Origin of the sequence: Pseudomonas sp. AKS31 (assembly GCF_023634765.1) — a bacterium.
In the GTDB taxonomy this organism is placed as follows: domain Bacteria; phylum Pseudomonadota; class Gammaproteobacteria; order Pseudomonadales; family Pseudomonadaceae; genus Aquipseudomonas.
Genome location: NZ_JAMLFX010000001.1, coordinates 367,145 through 387,464, shown reverse-complemented (window position 1 = coordinate 387,464; position 20,320 = coordinate 367,145). Strand labels below are relative to the sequence as shown.

At 61.4% G+C, this 20,320-nt stretch carries 16 protein-coding genes; 11 read left to right on the top strand and 5 right to left on the bottom strand.

The window, feature by feature from the left end:
* Positions 1–154: 154 nt before the first annotated feature.
* The 4 genes from cobJ to cobG are packed head-to-tail and all read right to left on the bottom strand — an operon-like array spanning position 155 to position 4,500.
* Positions 155–1,855, bottom strand: a complete 1,701-nt coding sequence (gene cobJ, locus M9827_RS01645; protein WP_250602996.1) for a precorrin-3B C(17)-methyltransferase — start codon at positions 1,853–1,855, stop codon at positions 155–157.
* Positions 1,855–2,589 carry a precorrin-2 C(20)-methyltransferase gene (locus M9827_RS01640; RefSeq protein ID WP_407082799.1) on the bottom strand — a complete coding sequence of 245 codons (735 nt, stop codon included), beginning with the start codon at positions 2,587–2,589 and terminating at the stop codon, positions 1,855–1,857. Before M9827_RS01640 ends, cobJ begins: the two co-directional genes overlap by 1 nt.
* Positions 2,586–3,212 carry a precorrin-8X methylmutase gene (locus M9827_RS01635; RefSeq protein WP_007914573.1) on the bottom strand — a complete coding sequence of 209 codons (627 nt, stop codon included), beginning with the start codon at positions 3,210–3,212 and terminating at the stop codon, positions 2,586–2,588. Before M9827_RS01635 ends, M9827_RS01640 begins: the two co-directional genes overlap by 4 nt.
* A complete protein-coding gene (gene cobG, locus M9827_RS01630) occupies positions 3,205–4,500 on the bottom strand; it encodes a precorrin-3B synthase (RefSeq protein ID WP_284676729.1) in 1,296 nt (431 codons plus the stop codon). Before cobG ends, M9827_RS01635 begins: the two co-directional genes overlap by 8 nt.
* Positions 4,501–4,632: 132 nt before the next feature.
* Between cobG and cbiE the strand changes: the two genes are divergently transcribed.
* The 10 genes from cbiE to M9827_RS01580 all read left to right on the top strand — a co-directional run bounded on the left by cbiE (position 4,633) and on the right by M9827_RS01580 (position 13,559).
* On the top strand, positions 4,633–5,844 hold the full coding sequence (gene cbiE, locus M9827_RS01625) for a precorrin-6y C5,15-methyltransferase (decarboxylating) subunit CbiE (RefSeq protein WP_250602994.1): 1,212 nt from the start codon (positions 4,633–4,635) through the stop codon (positions 5,842–5,844).
* Positions 5,837–6,934, top strand: coding sequence for a cobalt-precorrin-5B (C(1))-methyltransferase (locus M9827_RS01620; protein WP_250602993.1), 1,098 nt, complete (start codon positions 5,837–5,839; stop codon positions 6,932–6,934). The genes cbiE and M9827_RS01620 overlap by 8 nt, the downstream gene beginning before the upstream one ends.
* On the top strand, positions 6,931–7,656 hold the full coding sequence (locus M9827_RS01615) for a cobalt-precorrin-6A reductase (protein WP_250602992.1): 726 nt from the start codon (positions 6,931–6,933) through the stop codon (positions 7,654–7,656). The genes M9827_RS01620 and M9827_RS01615 overlap by 4 nt, the downstream gene beginning before the upstream one ends.
* Positions 7,657–7,712: 56 nt before the next feature.
* Entirely contained in the window at positions 7,713–8,048 is a 336-nt protein-coding gene (locus M9827_RS01610) for a type II toxin-antitoxin system RelE/ParE family toxin (RefSeq protein ID WP_250602991.1), read from the top strand.
* Positions 8,049–8,051: 3 nt separating this feature from the next.
* Entirely contained in the window at positions 8,052–8,375 is a 324-nt protein-coding gene (locus M9827_RS01605) for a helix-turn-helix domain-containing transcriptional regulator (protein WP_025111781.1), read from the top strand.
* A gap of 112 nt (positions 8,376–8,487) precedes the next feature.
* Positions 8,488–8,886, top strand: a complete 399-nt coding sequence (locus M9827_RS01600) for a DUF2946 domain-containing protein (protein WP_250602990.1) — start codon at positions 8,488–8,490, stop codon at positions 8,884–8,886.
* A gap of 48 nt (positions 8,887–8,934) precedes the next feature.
* Entirely contained in the window at positions 8,935–9,414 is a 480-nt protein-coding gene (locus M9827_RS01595; RefSeq protein WP_250602989.1) for a copper chaperone PCu(A)C, read from the top strand.
* A gap of 21 nt (positions 9,415–9,435) precedes the next feature.
* Positions 9,436–9,882, top strand: a complete 447-nt coding sequence (locus M9827_RS01590) for a DUF2946 domain-containing protein (protein ID WP_250602988.1) — start codon at positions 9,436–9,438, stop codon at positions 9,880–9,882.
* Positions 9,883–9,966: 84 nt separating this feature from the next.
* Positions 9,967–12,087: a TonB-dependent copper receptor gene (locus tag M9827_RS01585; protein ID WP_250602987.1), complete on the top strand. Its 2,121-nt coding sequence runs from the start codon at positions 9,967–9,969 to the stop codon at positions 12,085–12,087.
* A gap of 101 nt (positions 12,088–12,188) precedes the next feature.
* Complete coding sequence (locus tag M9827_RS01580) at positions 12,189–13,559, top strand: PepSY-associated TM helix domain-containing protein (protein WP_250602986.1); 1,371 nt, start codon at positions 12,189–12,191, stop codon at positions 13,557–13,559.
* Positions 13,560–13,625: 66 nt separating this feature from the next.
* On the opposite strand, the gene M9827_RS01575 is transcribed toward M9827_RS01580, so the two are convergent.
* Positions 13,626–18,479, bottom strand: coding sequence for a DUF4329 domain-containing protein (locus tag M9827_RS01575; RefSeq protein WP_250602985.1), 4,854 nt, complete (start codon positions 18,477–18,479; stop codon positions 13,626–13,628).
* 301 nt (positions 18,480–18,780) lie between these two features.
* Here M9827_RS01575 and urtA point away from each other — a divergent pair, with 301 nt between their 5' ends.
* Positions 18,781–20,046 (top strand): urea ABC transporter substrate-binding protein, encoded by a 1,266-nt coding sequence (gene urtA, locus M9827_RS01570; RefSeq protein WP_095047339.1) that lies wholly within the window; start codon positions 18,781–18,783, stop codon positions 20,044–20,046.
* Positions 20,047–20,320: the final 274 nt, after the last annotated feature.

Below are 20,320 nucleotides of genomic sequence, written 5' to 3'. Positions count from 1 at the left end.
CCTGTTTTCTTACCCGCGCACAAACGCACGAGGCCGCCAATCCAGAAGATTGGCGGCCTCGTGTTCGAGCGCGATGATTCAATCCGAATCGTTAACCTGATATCACGCCTAACCAAGTTGCTTACAACTTCGCTAAACGCTCAACATGACTTTCTCAAGCCCCAGGCTTTTCACCGTACCAACGCGGTGTGTAAACCCAGACACCGCCGTCGCCGCGCGGGAACGTGCAAGTAGTCGACGATCCAATCAACACCATGGTGCGCATATCCACTTGTTCGGGGGTTAATGCGCCGAGTGTCGTGGTGCGCAGGGTCTGTCCCGGACGGCCGATGTCACGGCCCAATACCACCGGTGTTTCAGGCGTGCGATGCTGCGCGACGATCTCCAGCGCCCGACCCAGTTGCCACGGACGTGCACGGGAGATCGGGTTGTAGAAGGCCAGGGCCAGATCCGCTTCAGCGGCCAGATCCAGACGTTTTTCGATGATCGACCAGGGTTTCAGGTTGTCCGACAGCGACATCACGCAGAAGTCATGGCCCAGTGGCGCCCCGGCCTGTGCGGCGGTGGCCAGCGAAGCGGAAACACCCGGCAGAATCTCCAGATCAACGCTGTGCCACGCCGGGTCCGTCGACTCGTGCAAGGCTTCGAGCACTGCCGCCGCCATGGCGAACACACCGGGATCACCCGAGGACACGACAATCACCGAGCGCCCCTCAGCGGCCAGCCGGAAGGCGTGACGGGCGCGCTGCATCTCTTCGCGGTTGTCGGTGCAGTGCTGCACTTGATCGTCGCGAAACGGCCCGGCCATGCGTACGTAGGTTTCGTAACCGAGCACATCGGTGGCGCGAGCCAGTTCGGCCTTCACCGCGGGCACCATCAGTTCGGCGGCGCCGGGGCCGAGGCCGATCACCGCGAGACGACCACGTGGCCGGCCAAGGCTGGAAACATCCAACGGCTGTTCGGCGACCGCAATTGCCACGCCGTGGCCAGCCACGACCGTCGCCGCAGGCACTGCGACACGCGCCAGGGTTTCGAGGTCGCGTTGCGCCGCGACAAAACGCAGCGGCACACCCAGTTCAAGCGCCGCTTCACGCAAAAGTGGCGAAGCCATTTGCGTCTCGCTGGCCAGCAGACAGGCCAGCGATTGTCCGGCGATTTGCGCCTGCTGCAACGCGCTGCGAACGGCACTCGCCAGGTCCGCTGTGTCGGCACTCACCGCCACCGCCACGCTGCGTGGATAGATCAGCAACTCACTGGCACTCGCCTCACGCGCGGCACTGCCGACATGAATCGAGCGCTGCGCCTGCGGGTCTTCAGGCAATTGCGCCTGATCCAGCCACGGCGCCGCGCCTTCGATGCGCACGTTGTGACCGGCCAACAGATCGGAGACGAAGCGCTTGCCCAGTTCCAGATCGCCCAGCGCGTAACCGCTCGGTGGGTTGAGCAGGCAGGTGCCAAAACGCAACTCGCCGCTGGTGGTGATCGCGGCTGCAACTTGCAGCCCGGCAGCGATTTCCCGCGCCATGACATTCACCCCGCCAAGGCCACCCAACAGCGGCACCACAGCGCTGCCGTCTTCGGCCACGGCGAGCACTGCCGGTTCGGCGCCCTTTTCCAGCAACAGCGGCGCCAGCGTGCGAATGACGATGCCGGCGGCGCACAGGGCAATGATCGGCGTGTCCTGCTGATACAAGGCGCGCAGGGTCGCGCCGAACTCCTGATAGGTGCAATCGGCGCCTTCGACCCGCCCGGCGAGGCCGTGGATCTGCGCTGCCGGAAAGACCTGCTGAATGCGCCGCGCGGTGGCCAGGCTGCCCTGACCGAGAATGACAATGGCTGGCGTAGATTGAGTCATCAGCCTTGCCACCGTTCGCCCGGCACGATGATCAGCGAGAAGTACGGTGACGACATCGGCTCGACCTGATCCATCGGCACGATCTTCTGATTGGCCATGGTTGCGCGCTCGACATACAGCGCGCGCTCGGCCAGCCCGAGTTCTTCCAACACCTGACGCACTTTCGGGAAGTTGCGCCCCAGCTTCATGATCACCGCCGCGTCGGCATCGGCCAGACGTCGCTTCAGCTCTTCATGGGGCAACACGCCCGAGAGCACCGACAGACTCTGATTGCGATACACCAGCGGCGCGCCGAGCACCGAAGCGCCGCCCAGCATCGAGCACACGCCCGGCACCACTTGCGCTTCATAACGGCTGGCGAGGCGATCGTGCAGGTACATGTAGGAACCGTAGAAGAACGGATCGCCCTCACAGATCACCGCGACATCGCGACCGGCATCCAGATGAGCGGCGAGCGTCTCGGCGGCTTCGTCGTAGAAATCGCTGATCACCTGCTCATAGGAAAGCGGCGCCGGCAGCGCTTCGGTGGTCACCGGGTAGACCAGAGGCAGCAGGTTCTGCGCCTGTTGCAGATGCGCCTCGATGATGCCGAACGCGTTGCCCTTTTTGCCTTTGGCGACGAAGTACGCCACCACCGGCGATTCGCGCAGCAAGCGCAGGGCTTTGACAGTAATCAGTTCCGGATCACCCGGGCCGACGCCCAGGCCAAGCAAACGTCCTTTGGCCTGCATCATTCGATCTCCGTGGCGAGGGCATTGACGGCGGCGGCGGCCATGGCGCTGCCACCGAGGCGGCCCTGCATGATCACGAACGGCACGCCACGGCTGTCGGCGGCCAGTGCGGCTTTCGATTCGGCGGCGCCGACGAAGCCGACCGGGAAGCCGAGGATCAGCGCCGGTTTCGGTGCGCCGGCGTCGAGCATTTCCAACAGATAGAACAGCGCGGTCGGCGCGTTGCCGATCACCACCACGCTGCCTTCCAGGTGCGGACGCCACAACTCAAGTGCAGCGGCGGAACGGGTATTGCCCAGCTCACGGGCCAATTCCGGCACGCTCTCGTCGCGCAAAGTGCAGATCACTTCATTGTTAGCCGGCAGGCGCGCACGGGTCACGCCTTCGGAGACCATTCGCGCATCGCAAAGAATCGGTGCACCGGCGGCCAGCGCATCGCGCCCGGCCTTGCCCGCGCCTTCGGAGAATTGCAGACCGTCGACCGCTTCGACCATGCCGCAGGCGTGAATCACCCGCACCGCGAGTTTTTCCAGATCGGCCGGGATGCGCGCCAGATTGGCCTCGCTGCGAATGATCGCGAAGGAGTTGCGATAAATCTCCTGACCGTCGCGGATGTAATCAAGCATCAATGGGGCTCCGAGCGCGGGCGGCGAGCAGAGTCGCGGCCGCTTCAATAGTAAGGTTGCGTGCGTGCAGCGCGCCGAAACCCGGCAGCGTCGCATCGCGAAAATAGAGGTCGTAATGACCCGGATTGACGGCCAGCAACGTCACCGGGGCACAGTGGGCGGCGGCGCACGAGCGCGGGCAGCCACTGAGGTGAACGTTGAGGGCCGAGGGCAGCAACGTCGCCAGATGGCGGGCATCCTGCTTGGTGTCGGCCAGGCCTTTACCGCAGCCACTGGCACCGCTGCAAGCGATCAGGCGTGAGAGGGGTTCGGCAGCGCGGGTCAACAGGTTCAGTTGCTCAAGACCTTCCAGCACTTGAACCGCATCGCTGGTGTCGACGTCCGGCACCAGCAGGCTTTGCCAGGGTGTGAAACGCAGACTGCCATTGCCGAACCGGCGGGCCAGTTGCGCAGCCCCGCGCAACATCGCCGGGTCGAGACGCCCCAGCGCCGGCACCGCACCGATATACACCTGACCCGCATTGTTTTGCGGATGAACGCCGATGTGCAGATCGTCCGCCCCGGCGGTGCGCTGCCAATCGCTGAGCGGCTTGATCGGCAAACGCGTGTTCAGTTGTTCAAGAAACGCCGGCATCGGCAACTCGTCGAGCAAATGGCGCATGCGCGTCTGCTCGGGACGCGCCAATGCCAGAAACAGCTCCAGCACCGCCACCACCAACGCATGGCCGTGTTCCAGCGCCACGGCGCCGAGCGCGCGATCCGTCGGGCATCCAGCCAGACCGAATGCCAACCAGGTTTCACCGTCACGTTCGAACGCCGACAACCACAGATCGTGGGGATGTTCGAGCATCGCCAGCGCTTCACCGCCATCCAGTTGCACGGCGAACTTGGCACTCAGCTCGTGGAACCGTGGATGACTTTGCAAGGTGTCGAGGATCTGCTCGGCGAGGCCGCGCGTGTCGACCTGCATTTGCCGATCGATCCCGGCGGCAGGGCTGAGCATCAGGTTGCGCACATCGTCACCGGCCGCCGTGCGCGGGCCAAGGCCGGCGGCAAGCAAGCGCTCGATCAGTGCCGCAGATTGCTCGCCGATCCCGCGAATCTGCAGATTGGCGCGGTTGGTCGCCTCGATAGCCCCGCCGAACTGTTCGGCAGCTTCGGCCACCGCGTCGGCCTGATCGGCGCTGATCGAACCGCCGTTGAGCTTGATCCGGCATATGCCACCGTCCAGTGCCTGGACGATACGCAGCAACCCCGGGCAGGCCGAGGGGCGTAAAGCGGTGGACATCGGGCGTTCGTTCAAGGGGCTGACCGGCTGCGTGGGAAAGGCGCTTCGCGGGCGAAGGCGCGGTATTATGCCTGCTTTGTCCGCTGGCATGAAAAGACTGCCCGTCGGAACGGCGTGTTTAGAGGAATATAGATGTCACCCTGGCTGACGGTAGTGGGAATCGGTGAAGACGGCTTCAAGGGCCTGGGCAAAAACGCCCGGCGCGCCCTGCTGGGCGCCTCGCGGATCGTCGGTGGCCAGCGCCAACTGGATTTGCTGCCAGCGTGCATTCGCGGCGAACGGCAGTTGTGGCCGAGTCCGTTTTCCCTCGCACCCGTGCTGGAACAGCGTGGCGAAGCGGTCTGCGTGCTGGCCAGCGGTGACCCGATGTTCTACGGCGTCGGTGCCAGCCTCGCCCGCCAGGTGCCAAGTGAGGAAATGCTGATCCTGCCCGCCCCGTCGTCCTGCTCGCTGGCCGCTGCCCGCCTCGGCTGGCCGTTGCAGGAGGTGGTGGTGCTTTCGCTGGTGGCCCGACCGCTGGCGGCGCTCAATGCGCAACTGTTCAGCGGCGTGCGTCTGTTATTGCTGAGCAACGATGGCCAGAGCCCGGCGGCGGTCGCGCAATTGCTCGGCGAACGCGGCTTCGGTTCGAGTCGCATAAGCGTGCTTGAACATCTTGGCGGTGATGCCGAACGGCGCATCGACAGTACCGCCAATGCCTGGAATGCCGCGTCAGTGGCCGACCTCAATGTCATTGCCATCGAATGTCTGGCCGATGCCGAAGCGCCACGCCTTTCGCGTCTCGCCGGATTGCCGGATTCGGCCTTCCAGCATGACGGCCAGTTGACCAAACGCGATGTGCGCGCCATCACCCTCGCCCGCCTCGCCCCGACACCCGGCGAACTGCTCTGGGATGTCGGCGCCGGCAGCGGTTCGATCGGCATCGAGTGGATGCGCGCGCACCCGAGTTGCCGCGCCTTGGCCATTGAAGCCGACGAAGGTCGCCAGCAATTGATCGAGCACAACCGCGATGCGCTGGGTGTGCCCGGTCTGCAACTGATTCGCGGCAAGGCACCGCAGGCGCTGGCCGGACTGGAGCGCCCGGACGCGATTTTCATCGGCGGCGGCGTGACCCGTGAAGGCGTGTTCGAAACCTGCTGGGCGCAACTCAAACCCGGTGGCCGTCTGGTCGCCAACGCGGTGACGCTGCAAAGCGAAGTGGCCCTGATGAATTGGCGCGAACGCTTCGGCGGCGAGCTGACGCGCATCCATGTCGCCCAGGCGCAGCCGCTCGGCGGGTTCGACACCTGGCGGCAGGCGCTGCCGATCACCCTGCTCGATCTGGTCAAACCCCTCGATGCGTGACGAAACCGCTGAACAACCCGCGCCCCTGCGCAGCGGCCTGACCACCGGCAGCTGCGCCACCGCGACCAGCCTCGCCGCCGCGCGCCTGTTGCTCAGCGGACTGGCAGCCGATGCGGTGCAGATCGTCTTGCCCAAAGGCAAACAGGTGCAGATGCGTCTGGAGTTCTGCCGCTTGACCGACGACGGCGCCGAGGCCGGCACAATCAAGGATGCGGGCGATGATCCCGACGTGACTCACGGCGCCCTGCTTTATTCGCACGTGCGGCTGCTGAGTAAACCGGGGATTCGTTTCAATGCTGGTGCCGGCGTTGGCACCGTAACGCGGCCGGGCCTGGTGCTCGGCGTCGGTGAGCCGGCAATCAACCCGGTGCCACGCAAAATGATCAGCGATCACCTGACACTGCTCGCCGCGGAAACCGGATATGCCGGCGGTTTCGACGTCACGGTCAATGTCGAGGGCGGCGAAGCGCTGGCGCTGAAAACCATGAATCCACGCTTGGGCATTCTTGGCGGGCTGTCGATCCTCGGCACCAGCGGCATCGTCCGGCCGTTTTCCTGCGCGGCGTACATTGCCTCGATCCATCAAGGCATTGATGTGGCGAAAACCAACGGTTATCTGCACATCGCAGCCTGCACCGGCAACGCCAGCGAAGACACCATGCGCCGGGTCTACGATCTGCCGGAAATCGCCCTGATCGAAATGGGCGATTTCGTCGGCGCAGTGCTCAAGCATCTGCGCAAAGTGCCTGTGGATAAACTCAGCCTGTGCGGCGGCTTCGGCAAGATCAGCAAACTGGCGGCCGGGCACATGGATCTGCACTCGCGACATTCGAGCATCGACTTGCCGCAACTGGCGGAGTGGGCCGCGGCGATTGGCGCCGAAGAGGCGCTGCAGCAAAGCATTCGTGAGGCCAATACCAGCCAGCAGGCATTGGCCATGGCCAGTGCGGCGGGGATCGCCCTCGGTGATGAGGTCTGCCGCCATGCCTTGAATTTCGCCCTTAGCGTGGTGCCCGCGCAGGTGCAGGTCGAGGTGTTTGCGATTGATCGTCAGGGCGGGATTGTCGGGCATGCCGGAGGTTTTGCATGAAGCGCATATTATTGCTCGGTGGCGTGACCGAAGCGCTGGCGATTGCCCGCACGCTCGGGGCAGAACACATCTACAGCCTCGCTGGCGTTGGCCGGGTGCCGACGAATCTGACCTGCCAGGTGCGCGTCGGTGGTTATGGTGGCGCTGAGGGTCTGGCGCAATTCATTCGTGACGAAGGCATCGATCTTCTGCTCGACGCCACGCATCCGTATGCCGCGCAAATCAGCCAGAATGCCGCGACCGCCGCACGCCTGACTGGCATCCCCTGCTGGGCCTTGCGCCGCCCGGCCTGGCAGCCGCAGCCCGGTGATGACTGGCGTGAAGTCAGCGACTGGGCCGAGTTGATCACCGCCCTCAAACCGTTTCGCCGCCCCTTATTCACCCTCGGCCGCGAACCACTGCAACACCTCGAAGAAATCCCTGCTGAGCAGTTCTGGACCCTGCGCGCCCTCGACGTCTACCCCGGCAACGAACGCTGCGAAGTGATCGGCGCCCGTGGGCCGTTTCTATTGGAGGATGAGCGAGCGCTGTTCGAGCGGCGGCAGATCGATGTGTTGATCAGCAAGAACAGCGGCAGCACCGCCACCGAGCCAAAGCTGGAAGTAGCGCGCGAACGTGGGGTGCCGGTGATTGTGTTGAAGCGGCCGGGGTTGCCGGGTGTTGATCGGGAGTTTCTGTTGCTTCAAGAAACACTTGCTGCGTTGGCGGAGTTCATCTCATAGGGCAAGATCCACAGCTTGCATGAAAAGTAACCTATTTGTTACCTTCAGAGCTAGCCGTGATCACACTCGAAGAATATCTACAAGAAGACGAATCAAGCCCATTTGGTCGGTGGATCTCCACTTTAATTGTGCAGGCGGCACTGAAGGTCTCAAATGCCATGGTCAGGTTGGAATTGGGCAATACTTCCAATATCAAATGGTTCGATGGCTTGGGTGAATACAAAATCAATTGGGGGCCTGGGTACCGGATCTACCTCATACAAGAGGGAAAACGTCTGATCATTTTGTTTGGTGGCGGCGACAAATCGACTCAAAAGAAAGACATCAAACAGGCGAAAGCCTTGATAGCCGAATTCCGAATTCGAAAAAAAGCTGAACAGAACCGGAGGTAATTGATGGTTCTCACTCGAAGCTACAAACATTCAATCGCAGAACGCGCCCAACGTGACCCTGAGTTTGCTCAAGCATTACTGGATGAGGCCGCAACTCTGTTCCTGAATGGCGAGCCAGAAATGGCCAGAATAATTCTGCGCGACCTCGTCAATGCAACTGTCGGCTTCGAAGAGCTCGCGAGGGAGACCGAAAAGCCGAGTAAAAGCTTGCATCGAATGCTTTCAGCCAAAGGCAATCCGAGCATGGACAACCTGGCCAAAATATTTTCGGTAATCCGCGCTACGCTTGGTGTAGATATGCAAGTTCATGCCGTACCCGTGAATTGAGTGAGTAATTGAAGAGTTCGCTGCGACACCAAACCGCACGACGCTTTTTTACTTATCGGCCCTGATCAGGCTAAATAGCCGCGCCTGATCGCCCACCCAATGGATCTGTCCCATGAACCGACACCGGCTGGCAATTGCCTGGATCGCCTGCTTCGCAGTGCTGTTCAACATGCTCGCCATGCCGATGACGGGAGCAATGGCGCAGGCGGCCAGCTCACCGGCCGAACAGTTGCTCTGGAGCAGTTTCTGCACCGGCAGCGGGACCAAGATGGTAGCGATCAACATCGGCACCACCGATCAAAAGGCCCCGAGCAACGACAACCATTCGAACATGCAGCATTGCTGGTGCTGCTCAGGCTCGGCGCCGTTGGTGGCGTTGCCGGGGCACTCGCCGCAGCTGTATTTCGCTCGTTATGAAAGCAATCGCAGCGTGGCGCCCGCCTCACTGCAAACACCTACTCCGCGCCAGCAATGGCCGAGTCTCAATCCCCGCGCCTCCCCTCTGGTTTGATTTGTTCGCGCAATTGACCTGCGTTTCAAATCGTTCTGGAGAACTGCCATGTTGAACAAACTCATCGTAATCGCTGCGCTGCTGTTGCCCGCGTGCTTTGCCCATGCCCACGAATACAAGGCGGGCGAGCTGGAAATTGCCCATCCCTGGTCGCAAGAGCTGCCGCCGAATGCACCGACGGTCGCCGCCTATTTCATCATTCACAACGCCGGCAAGACTGACGACCGCCTGCTCAGCGTCGACTCGCCCATCGCCCCTGAAGCGCAGCTGCATGAACATGTGATGCAGGGCGATCTGATGAAAATGCAGCAAGTGCCGAGCGTGGCCATTCCGGCCGGCGGCAACGTGACGTTTGCGCCGATGGCCTATCACGTGATGCTGCTCAATCCGACCGGTCGCAGCCTGCTCAGTGACGGCAAACGCTTCCCGCTGACCCTGCATTTCGAGAAGGCCGGTGACGTCACCGTCGAAGTCTCGGTGCAGAAGAAACCACCGGAAACCACGCAGGCCCACGCGCACGCCCAGTAAGCCTTCCGGCAGACTCCGCCCATGCGCCCGCTGAGCGCCAGGCCCTTCCGCCAACGCCGTCAGACTCAACACCTGACTCGCGGCAGCTGGATCGCCCTGTTCGCCATGTTGATGATCTTCATCGGCCCACTGATTTCCCAGTCGATGCCGATGGATCAGCACGCCTCGACATCGATGCCGATGAGCATGGACATGTCGATGGACATGCCGGGCATGGATCACGCGGGCCATGATGCAAAACCGAGCGCCGAACACTGCCCGCCGCAATCTTCGCACCACGTACTGTGGGAAAAGTGCGGCTACTGCAGCCTGCTGTTCAACTGCCCGGCACTGACCGGCGGCGGCGATTTCGTCGCCTTCAACATCCCGCCGCTGAACACCTTCACCCCACCCTCCCCACGCCTGGGCCACGCCCGGCAAACCTTCTTCCCCGGCGCCCGCACCCGCGCCCCACCCATCGCCGCGTAAACACGCACCTCTGATTGCACACGGTGGAGAAGACAGCTTCAGGCTGCCGGCCGTGTCGTTTACGACTGTTTGATGGAAATTGTCATGTCCAGGTTTGCTGCTGTTCCACGCTCGGGCGTTGCCCCGGCGTCCTTCGCTTTGAACGAATCGCGGATTCGTCTCAGGCACGCTACCGCCGTCCTTTGCGGCGTCCTGCTGTCACCGTTGGTACTCGCCGATGATCACGCCGGCCACCAGGAAGAACTGAGCCCGACGGTGATTACCGCGATCGCCCCGAGCTCGCCGCTGACCATCGTCACCGACCCCAAGGATCCGCGCCAACCGGTGCCGGCCAGTGATGGCGGCGATTATCTGAAGACCATTCCCGGCTTCGCGCTGGTGCGCAATGGCGGCACCAACGGCGACCCGGTGCTGCGCGGCATGTTCGGTTCGCGGCTGAATATCCTCACCAACGGCAGCATGATGCTCGGCGCCTGCCCCGGCCGAATGGACGCGCCGACTTCGTATATCTCGCCGGAAACCTACGACAAACTCACCGTGATCAAAGGCCCGCAAACCGTGCTTTACGGACCGGGCGCATCGGCCGGTACGGTGTTGTTCGATCGTGAACCGGAGCGCTTCGGCGAACTCGGCACACGGGTGAACGCGAGCATTCTGGCCGGCTCCCACGGCCGCTTCGACAAAGTCGTCGATGCCGCTGCCGGCGGCCCGTTGGGCTACGTGCGCGTGATCGGCAATACCGCGCATTCCGATGACTATCGCGACGGCAACAACGACATCGTCGCCTCGCGCTACGACAAGTGGAACGGCGACATCGCGGTGGGCTGGACCCCGGACGCCGACACCCTGATCGAACTCACCGCCGGCAAGGGCGACGGCGAAGCGCGCTACGCCGGACGCGGCATGGACGGTTCGCAGTTCCTGCGTGAAAGCCTAGGCCTGCGTTTCGAGAAATCCAACATCACTGACGTGCTGGAGAAAGTCGAAGCGCAGGTCTACTACAACTACGCCGACCACGTGATGGACAACTACACCCTGCGCACGCCGTCCGGCACCGGCATGATGGCAGGTCCCATGGCGTCCAACGTCGACCGCCGCACCCTCGGCGCACGGATCAAGGCCACTTGGCGCTGGGCCGATATTCAGCTGATCACCGGCCTCGACGCGCAGACCAACGAGCACCGCCAGCGCAGTGCGATGGGCATCGATACCTACAAGGATCTGCCGTACAACAAGGACGCCGATTTTCATAACTACGGCGTGTTCAGCGAAATGACCTGGTACGCCGCCGACCGTGATCGCTTGATCACCGGCGCTCGCGTCGACCGCGCTTCGGCCAAGGATTATCGGCAGACCACCGGTTCGGGAATGATGAGCCGCCCCAACCCGACCGCCGACGACACCCGCGCTGACACCCTGCCCAGCGGTTTCATCCGTTACGAGCATGACCTCGCCGACAGCCCGACCACGCTGTATGCCGGCCTCGGTCACGCCCAGCGCTTCCCGGATTACTGGGAACTGTTTTCGCCCAAGTCCGGCCCGGCGGGATCGGTCAATGCGTTCGATTCGATCAAACCGGAAAAGACCACCCAGTTCGACTTCGGCGTGAACTACAAGAGCGCCGAACTCGAAGCCTGGGCCTCGGGTTACATCGGTGTGGTGCGCGATTACATCCTCTTCGATTACACCCCGGCAATGATGGGCATGAGCACCTCGCGTGCAGAGAACATCGACGCGCGAATCATGGGCGGTGAACTCGGTGCCGCGTACAACCTCACCGAGAACTGGAAAGCCGATGCGACCCTGGCCTACGCCTGGGGCAAGAACAGCAGCGATGGCAAGGCGCTGCCGCAAATGCCGCCGCTGGATGCACGGTTCGGTCTGACTTACAGCGAAAACAACTGGAGTGCCGGCGCACTGTGGAGGGTAGTTGCCGCGCAAAACCGTATCGATCAGAACAAGGGCAACGTGGTCGGCAAGGATTACGACAAGAGTTCGGGCTTCGGCGTGTTCTCACTCAACGGTGCCTATCGGATCAACAAGAACTGGAAGGTCAGCAGCGGCGTCGACAACCTGTTCGGCAAGGCTTACGCCGAACACCTGAACCTGGCGGGCAACGCCGGTTTCGGCTACCCGGCCAACGACCCACAAGCGATCAATGAACCGGGGCGCACGCTCTGGACCAAGGTAGACATGAGTTTCTAACAAGAAAAGTCAGAAGATCGCAGGCTGCATGTACCCCTGTAGGAGCTGCCGAAGGCTGCGATCTTTTGATCTAAAAAAATTCGCCCAGCGGAGCACACGTGATGAAACAGCCCAAACCGAATTTCTACAACCTGGCCTGGCGTTGGCATTTTTACGCCGGTCTCTTCGTCGCCCCGTTCATGGTGATGCTGGCCTTGACCGGCATCATCTACCTGTTCAAACCGCAACTCGATTCGCTGATGTACAGCAGCCTGCTCAACGTCCCCGCCGGTCATCACAGCGTACCGGCCGATGACCTGCTGCAACGGGTGAAAAGCGCTTATCCACAAGGCCAGGTCACCCAGTATCTGCCGCCAGTGAATGCCGAGCGCAGCGCGCAATTCGTGGTGAAAAATGCCGGCCACGAACTCAACGTATTCATCGATCCATACCACGGCGACATCCTCGGCGAGCAGGATGCCAAGCAAAATCTGCAGGCCATCGCCCGCGCCATCCACGGCGAATTGATGATCGGCACTGTCGGTGACCGGCTCATTGAAATGGCCGCCGGCTGGGGCGTGGTGCTGGTGGTGTCCGGCCTGTTCCTGTGGTGGCCGCGCGGTCAGGCGGCGGGCATTCTGTGGCCACGCCTGAACAGTCGCGGCCGCGTGCTGTGGCGTGATCTGCACGCGGTCACCGGGTTCTGGGGCGGAACATTGCTGCTGGTGATGTTGCTCAGCGGCATGACCTGGACCGGCTTCTGGGGCAAGCAATACGCCCAAGTGTGGAACGTGTTCCCGGCGGCGATGTGGGACAACGTGCCGACCTCCGACATCGAGGCGCGAACCCTTAACACCGCCACCCGCCAGACCGTGCCATGGGCGATGGAAAACACGCCGATGCCAATGTCCGGCGACCACGCCGAACATATGAACCACGGCGCCAGCAACGCTGGCCCCGCAGCACCCGCCATCAGCCTGCAGGACGTGCAGAACATTGCTACCCGGCGCGAGGTCGAGCCGGGTTACAGCATCACCCTGCCGACCACTGCTACCGGTGTGTTCACCATCGCCGTGTTCGCCGATGACCCGCGCAACGATGCGACCCTGCATATCGATCAGTACACCGGCAAGGTCCTCGCCGATGTGCGCTTCGAAGACTACGGCACGGTGGCGCGGGCTACGGAAATCGGCGTGATGCTCCACGAAGGCAAGATGTTCGGCACCTTCAACCAGATCGTCGTGCTGCTGATCTGCCTGATGATTCTGCTCAGCGCCGTCAGCGGCGTGGTGATCTGGTGGAAGCGTCGGCCGCAAGGCAAGTTCGGCGTACCACCGCTGCGCCATGACCTGCCGAAATGGAAAACCGGCGCGGTGATCATGTTGGCGCTGGCGGTGGTGTTTCCGCTGGTGGGCGCTTCGCTGGTGGTGGTGTGGTTGCTTGATCGCCTGCTGCTGTCGCGCGTCGGGCGGACCGAGTCGGTCTCGACTTGAGTCGGACTCAACGAAGAGTGGCCGCCGCCGGCGGCACACTCCTTTGTCGAGACCCGGTATCGTCAGTTACAACTCATCCCGGACACGAACAGCGCCTTGGGGCGACGGCTGTTGGCGCTGCAAACTCCAGCCGCGTCTTATCAACCCGGTCTGCCGCCAGTAATGTCCTGCGACCAGTACCCGGAACTCGCCGAGTGCCATGAGACGTGAAATGAATTCTCCGGGACTTAGCCGGTTGGTCCAGCGCCCGTTGAGGAAAAACACCGATCGGGTCAGCAACAGATCCCTTTCGGCATCTGAATAATCTGGCGTGTATTTAAGCAATACCTGATGAGGCGTCGAGTAAAAATAATGCTGGATATCAAAACCCCTGCTCTTCAGATCATGGGTGTGGGCATACACGAGCTCAGGCGCCGCGAAGTTGGCTCTCACCTCCTCCGCGTCCGGCACCAGAGTGGTGTTGCCTGACAGGTGCAACTGATGAGCCGCGACCGGTGTGTAACCTTCGGGATAATGCGGTGCCGGGTGTTGCCAACTGGCCGATGCGTCATTCGCCGACAGGAATATCCGCGCAAGCGGGTTTCGGTCATGTGCGGACCGGACCATGGGTTCGAGCGGCACAAATTGGCCAGCGGTTGCCGGGGCCAGGATGGCGCTTTCATAGCCGACATCGAAAGTGGCCTCGGTCGCGCGCTTTTGTGTATGGCGCGCAGCATCGTCAGGGTGATGGAAAACCGGGCCCAGCGCCGGGACCGGATTTTCCCGCCAGCGTTGCTCACTGCCGACATCGACCTGTCGTGGTTGCCAGCTGTCTCCCACCTCGCCGTGTCGCGACCAGTGATCGCTGCTCTCGATAACCTCTAACTTGCCCGCTCGTGCCATTCGGTGAACATAGGCAGAAATCCTGAACGTGCCCTTGGCAATCTCCCTTTCATCGGCCGCGGCCTGTTGTACTGATACAAATGCATTGGGACGAAACTCGATCTGTCCGAACCGATCGTAAAACTCGCCTGGCTCGAACGCATGCAACTGCAGTTTCAACAACGCCCCGTCCGCGCAGGAAAAGTAGATCGGCAGATATCCCTGTGGTGTGTCGGCCCGTACGCACGCCGCCTGAATATCGCTGGGCAGAAAAAAGCACTGGCGCACATCGTCAGACCGCACGCCCAACGGCGGCAGCGCTGCTCGAAGATACAGGGCGTGCAGCGTAAAACCTGAAAACAGCTCGCCCTGTTCGAACACCCGATCCAGAGCCAACGCCGAGCGCTGTACCGCCACGGGCAGGGTTGCGAGAAACATCCCCTGCTGATTACCCAGAAGGTAACCGAAGGTCGCCGCTTCCCGGCTCACTGACGCTTCGTGAACATATCTGGCGGCAGCATCTGCCTGAACAAACTGTGGGCTGCAGGCGGGTCTGCTCAGGGCCTTGTCGTAGTCTCTCGTCGGCAAAAAATCCGCCGAATAAGGTGCCCAGACGGATACCCGGCGCGGCAGCCCCCAGATGTCGCTGCCCTTGATCACCTGCAGACGCCCACCCTTGGCCAGGGCGTTGATCCATTCCACGGGCTGCAAATGCCTGCTGCGCAAGCCCTGCATTACCGTTTTTGCATCAACGGCGGCAAACCGATCGCCCTGGCCAAGCAGCTGCGAAAAAAGTTCGGCCTGCGGCTGGTAACTGAGCACCGAGCCGTCCGGAGCAAACAGGTATTCGTGCAATGGCTCCGGTTTGTAGCGCACCAGCGAGCCGTCCGCCAGCACGCGGTAGCGGTCTGTCACCCCGCGTCTGTTGAATGCCGATTCCAGTACGTCGACCGAAAACATGTTCAGATAGATCTGCTTCTGAACCGGCGATACGACCAGCGACGCCTCGCGAGCGATGCGCGATCGGTAGCGCGCCACGATGTGACAATCGGGGGGAAATAATCCATAGGTGCGGCTTTCCTCAGGGCAAACCTGAGTGACATCGAAGTCTTCATGGCTGACTTCAATCGGCGCGGTGGCCACGTAACGCTTCTCGGCCGTCTCCAGAATCAGGCCGCCATATACGCTGTCGGTCACAACGGGAAGCAACGTTCTGGCGTGGATAGCGGCATCGTCAGCCGTCTGAAAAACCGGGCCGAGCCAGCGCCGCTGCAGATTGGCGTACGGCTGCCAGGGCACCTTGACCGGCCCCGTCCGGTCCCAGCATATGCCGGCGCGCATCACCGCGAGTTCGCCACTGTTTGCGACCTCATGAACAAAATCGGTCGGCTGCCATTTCCCGGACGCCAGATCGTTCTTGATTGTCTCGAGCGTGCCTTGCGACTTAGCGTCATGAAACAGCTTGCTGGACTTGTTTCTTGCGTATTTCAACAAGGCGCCATCGCGCGCCGCTATATAGAGCGCTACCGGAACGTCAGAGGCAATTACCGGACGACGACGTCCGTAATACATCGCGGTTGTCAGGTTATCCGGCGAAATGAAGTAATGGGCTAGCCAGTCATCCGGACTTTTTGCCGGGTCCTCTACGTGATGATGCGAATACCAACTGGCGTGTAAATCGAAGCCTTCAGGGAATCGATACCAAGGAGAAGTTCGCTGCAAGGTAAACAGGCTATCCAACTCAAACAGATTGCTCTGTGCAGCGCTGACGGGAACCCGTTCCGTGGCGATGTACTCATCACGCTCACGATGTTTGAGGATGAAACCGAAACAGGCGTTTCTCTCTTCTTGCCAGTGTCTGTCGTGCGCATGTTGACTCTGTGCCACCTCGTCCGCTGAAGCGAACACCGCACCGTACGCCACCATTGCCGGGCGGCGCCATGGCAACGGCAACGGTAAAGCCAACGCAGGCAAATCCTTTGCAGGCCGGGTGTGCCCGGGTAACGGCGAGACCGCAAGCTCCGCCGTGTGCTTGGGAAACTCATGAATAACCTGCCAGACGGGCGCATCGGGATCAGGTGGCGCTTCGCGCACAGACCAGGTCGGGGCTATCCGGCCGCGATAGCCCCATAACTGATTATCCAGAAGACTGGTCAACCGAGCGCTGGCGGCTTGCTCACGAATGAAGTCGTGTGGGCGCTTGCTGCCAGTAGCCAGCTCCGTCGCCAAGACACCGGGATTTTGCCGAGTGCCAAGGCGTCTGCCCAGACTCTGCGCCGACTCCGAGCCGTTGGACTCAAACCGCAACAGAGAGTCCGGTACGGCTGATGCGTACAGCGCGACCTGATCAAGCAGCACCTGTCTGACTTCATCGACACTGAACATCTGCAGACTCAGCAACGCTTCATGAAAGGTCCACTTGGGGTAATCGACGTCTGCGGGATCGAGCTCCGACAATGCAACGTGGCTCACATAGCGCGCGTGCAAAAGATGGTCATCGGGAAAAATCGGGTGCCCGTTATTGTCCCGCGGATAGAGCCGGTTCTGCCCGAGCGTAGCGATATCGCCAGGCAGCGGCTCGGTAACCACGAAGCGATTGTCGCGCTGGAAAATGTAGCCGGCGTACTGTCGGTCACGGCGATTGCCGATTTTCTCGTGGGCATGACGGGCCGCGTCATCGGCGGACAGGAAATCCCGACTCAAGGCCGGCCAGGGAAAATGACCGAAGGGCTGCCACTCCAGGTCTACCGCACCCAGGTTCGCCCACAATGCGCTGCCCCGCAAAACCTCGAGTTTTCCGGCCAGCACCAGCATCGAGACAAACGCGCGCGGGCGCAGGGTTGCAGCCGATAACCTCGCCTGCACACCATTGTCACTGATCGTGCCGTCAGCGTACTCGACGCTGAGTGCCGCTTCGACCGGAGTGCCGCTGAAGCTGTATTTCAACATGGCCTGATCCTGCGCCAGCATGTACAGCGATAACCCGCCTCCGACCTTTGCCAGATGCCGGTTGCGGCCAAACGCGGCGATGGCCACCGCCATGTCATGAGGGCTGAAGAAGTTTTCGTAGAGCCACGGCTGCACAGGCGGAAACTGTTTGGGATCGGGTCGCGAGGCGAAGTAAAAGCCTTCCAGCCGATAGCCCCGCGGCAGTTGCAAATCGCCTTGGGTGTCCAGCGGAAAGAGGTGTTCGGCGTCCCAGGCAGACAGCCCGCTCGGGCGTGCATGGGTCGCCACATATTGTTCGCCAGTGAGCTTTTTCAGGATCAGCCCGGCGGTCTGCGCACCTCTGGATTTCAGTGCCGCCAGCACGGCGCGTTCGGCATTGACGCAAACGCGCGTCATCAGCGGCATTTCGCTGACCGCGCCAGTGGAAAACGCCGCGCCGGCCGTCCAGTCCGCAGGTACCCGGCCCACGGAGTCGCCCCAGTCGGCGTTCGAGACAATAACTTTGAGTTCACCCACGGTCGCCAGCTTATTGATCAGCGCCATCACGTCATATGCACCCGACGCATCGCCAGACGGCGCGCCGGATTGATGCCAGAGGAAATAGTCGCGCTCCTCCGACGAGCCGCTCGACACGTATTTGAGCAAGCTGCCATCGGGCCCGGAAAGGTAGGCGCTGCGGAAAAAATCCCGCGACGACACATCACCAATGAAATCGCCCCCGGAATAGAAGCTCATGAACAGCCTGAGCAGATGTTCATCCTGACGCCGATTGCCATTGCGAAACTGGTCATGTATCGGCGGATGGCTGTGTACGCTGGCGATACATCGGTAACCCAGTGGATGGAGCATGTCGCCACGGGCATCGGTCGGCACAATGGTGCCAAAGTCAAAGCTGGTCGCTTCACCCGGGATGGGTGAGGTGGCCAGGAATTTTCCGTCCGGGCGCAGCAAAATCACGCTGCCATATTCTTTGTCCGGGTTGAGTGGAATCCGTGTATGTACCCAATAGGCGGCGTCTTCTTCGCTCAGAAACGCCGGACTCACGGGGGGCAGCTTGAACGTTGCCGTAGAACTTGCGGCGCCACCGGACCGGCCAGACACATCACTCATATAAAACCTGCTTAGAAAATCGGGATGAGCGAATGAGTGTGTGCCGACGAGGCAAGTCACCAGCGATACATGTTTATCGTTTTTGTATCCATACCTTTGCCAATCGCGACGCCCCAATCTGGCGCAGCCGTTTGCACCGATGCGCCATGCGCGTCCCCTGATGGTGCGCCGGCTCCGCGTACAACCGCTCTGACACGACATTTCCCTGCCCGATACCGACCGGGCACAGCCCTTGCAAAACACACCTTCAGCCGTCCGCATCTGCCAACCAGAAAAATTAAATGTTCATGGAGATCGCACAATGAAGCGTCGCAGTTTGATCAAGGCTTTCACACTCACGGCATCCATTGCCGCGATGGGCATGACCTGGACTGTCCAGGCTGCCGAGACCATCAAGGTCGGGATTCTGCATTCGTTGTCCGGCACCATGGCGATCTCCGAAACGTCGCTCAAAGACATGGCGCTGATGACCATCGACGAGATCAACGCCAAGGGCGGTGTGAACGGCAAGATGCTGGAGCCGGTGGTGGTTGACCCGGCATCCAACTGGCCGCTGTTCGCCGAAAAGGGCCGGCAGTTGCTGACCCAGGACAAGGTCGCTGTGGTGTTCGGCTGCTGGACCTCGGTGTCGCGCAAATCGGTGTTGCCGGTGTTCGAAGAACTCAACGGTCTGCTGTTCTACCCGGTGCAATACGAAGGCGAAGAGATGTCGCCAAACGTCTTCTACACCGGCGCCGCGCCGAACCAGCAAGCGATCCCGGCGGTTGAATATTTGATGAGTGAAGAAGGCGGCAGCGCCAAGCGCTACTTCCTGCTCGGCACCGACTACGTCTACCCGCGCACCACGAACAAGATCCTGCGTTCGTTCCTGCACTCCAAAGGCGTGGCCGACAAGGACATCGAAGAGGTCTACACGCCGTTCGGTCACAGCGACTATCAAACCATCGTCGCCAACATCAAAAAATTCTCCGCCGGTGGCAAGACTGCCGTTATCTCGACCGTCAATGGCGACTCCAATGTGCCGTTCTATAAAGAGCTGGCCAACCAGGGTCTGAAAGCGACTGACGTGCCGGTGGTGGCGTTCTCGGTCGGCGAAGAAGAACTGCGCGGCATCGACACCAAACCGCTGGTGGGCAACCTTGCGGCGTGGAACTACTTCGAGTCCGTCGAGAATCCGGTGAACAAGAAGTTCGTCGATGACTGGAAGGCCTACGCGAAGAAACACAACCTGCCGGGCGCCGACAAAGCCGTGACCAACGACCCGATGGAAGCCACTTACGTCGGCATCCACATGTGGGCGCAAGCGGTTGAGAAAGCCAAGTCCACCGACGTCGACAAAGTCCGCGAAGCCCTCGCCGGCCAGACCTTTGCCGCGCCGTCGGGTTATACCCTGACCATGGACAAGACCAACCACCACCTGCACAAGCCAGTGATGATCGGCGAGATCCAGAGCGACGGTCAGTTCAACGTCGTGTGGCAGACCGAAGGGCCGATCCGCGCGCAACCGTGGAGTCCGTTCATTCAGGGCAATGACAAGAAGCCGGATTATGCGGTGAAGAGCAACTGAGGCGGATTCAGTCATTGAGGCGGGTTTGAGATTTCCCCCCTCACCCCAGCCCTCTCCCTCAGGGAGAGGGGGAAAGGGAGCTGATCCTCATGCTTTTCAAAGCTTGAGTTCGGCTCGAATTCGCAGGTCGCAGCACATCGTCCAGACACCTCGGTCAGTCCCCTCTCCCTCCGGGAGTGGGGGAAGGGAGCAGATCTCTATGGCTTTCAGATCCTGAGTTCGACGCAGGAATGTCAGGTCGGTGTTGGATGACCTGACAACTCGGTCAGTCCCC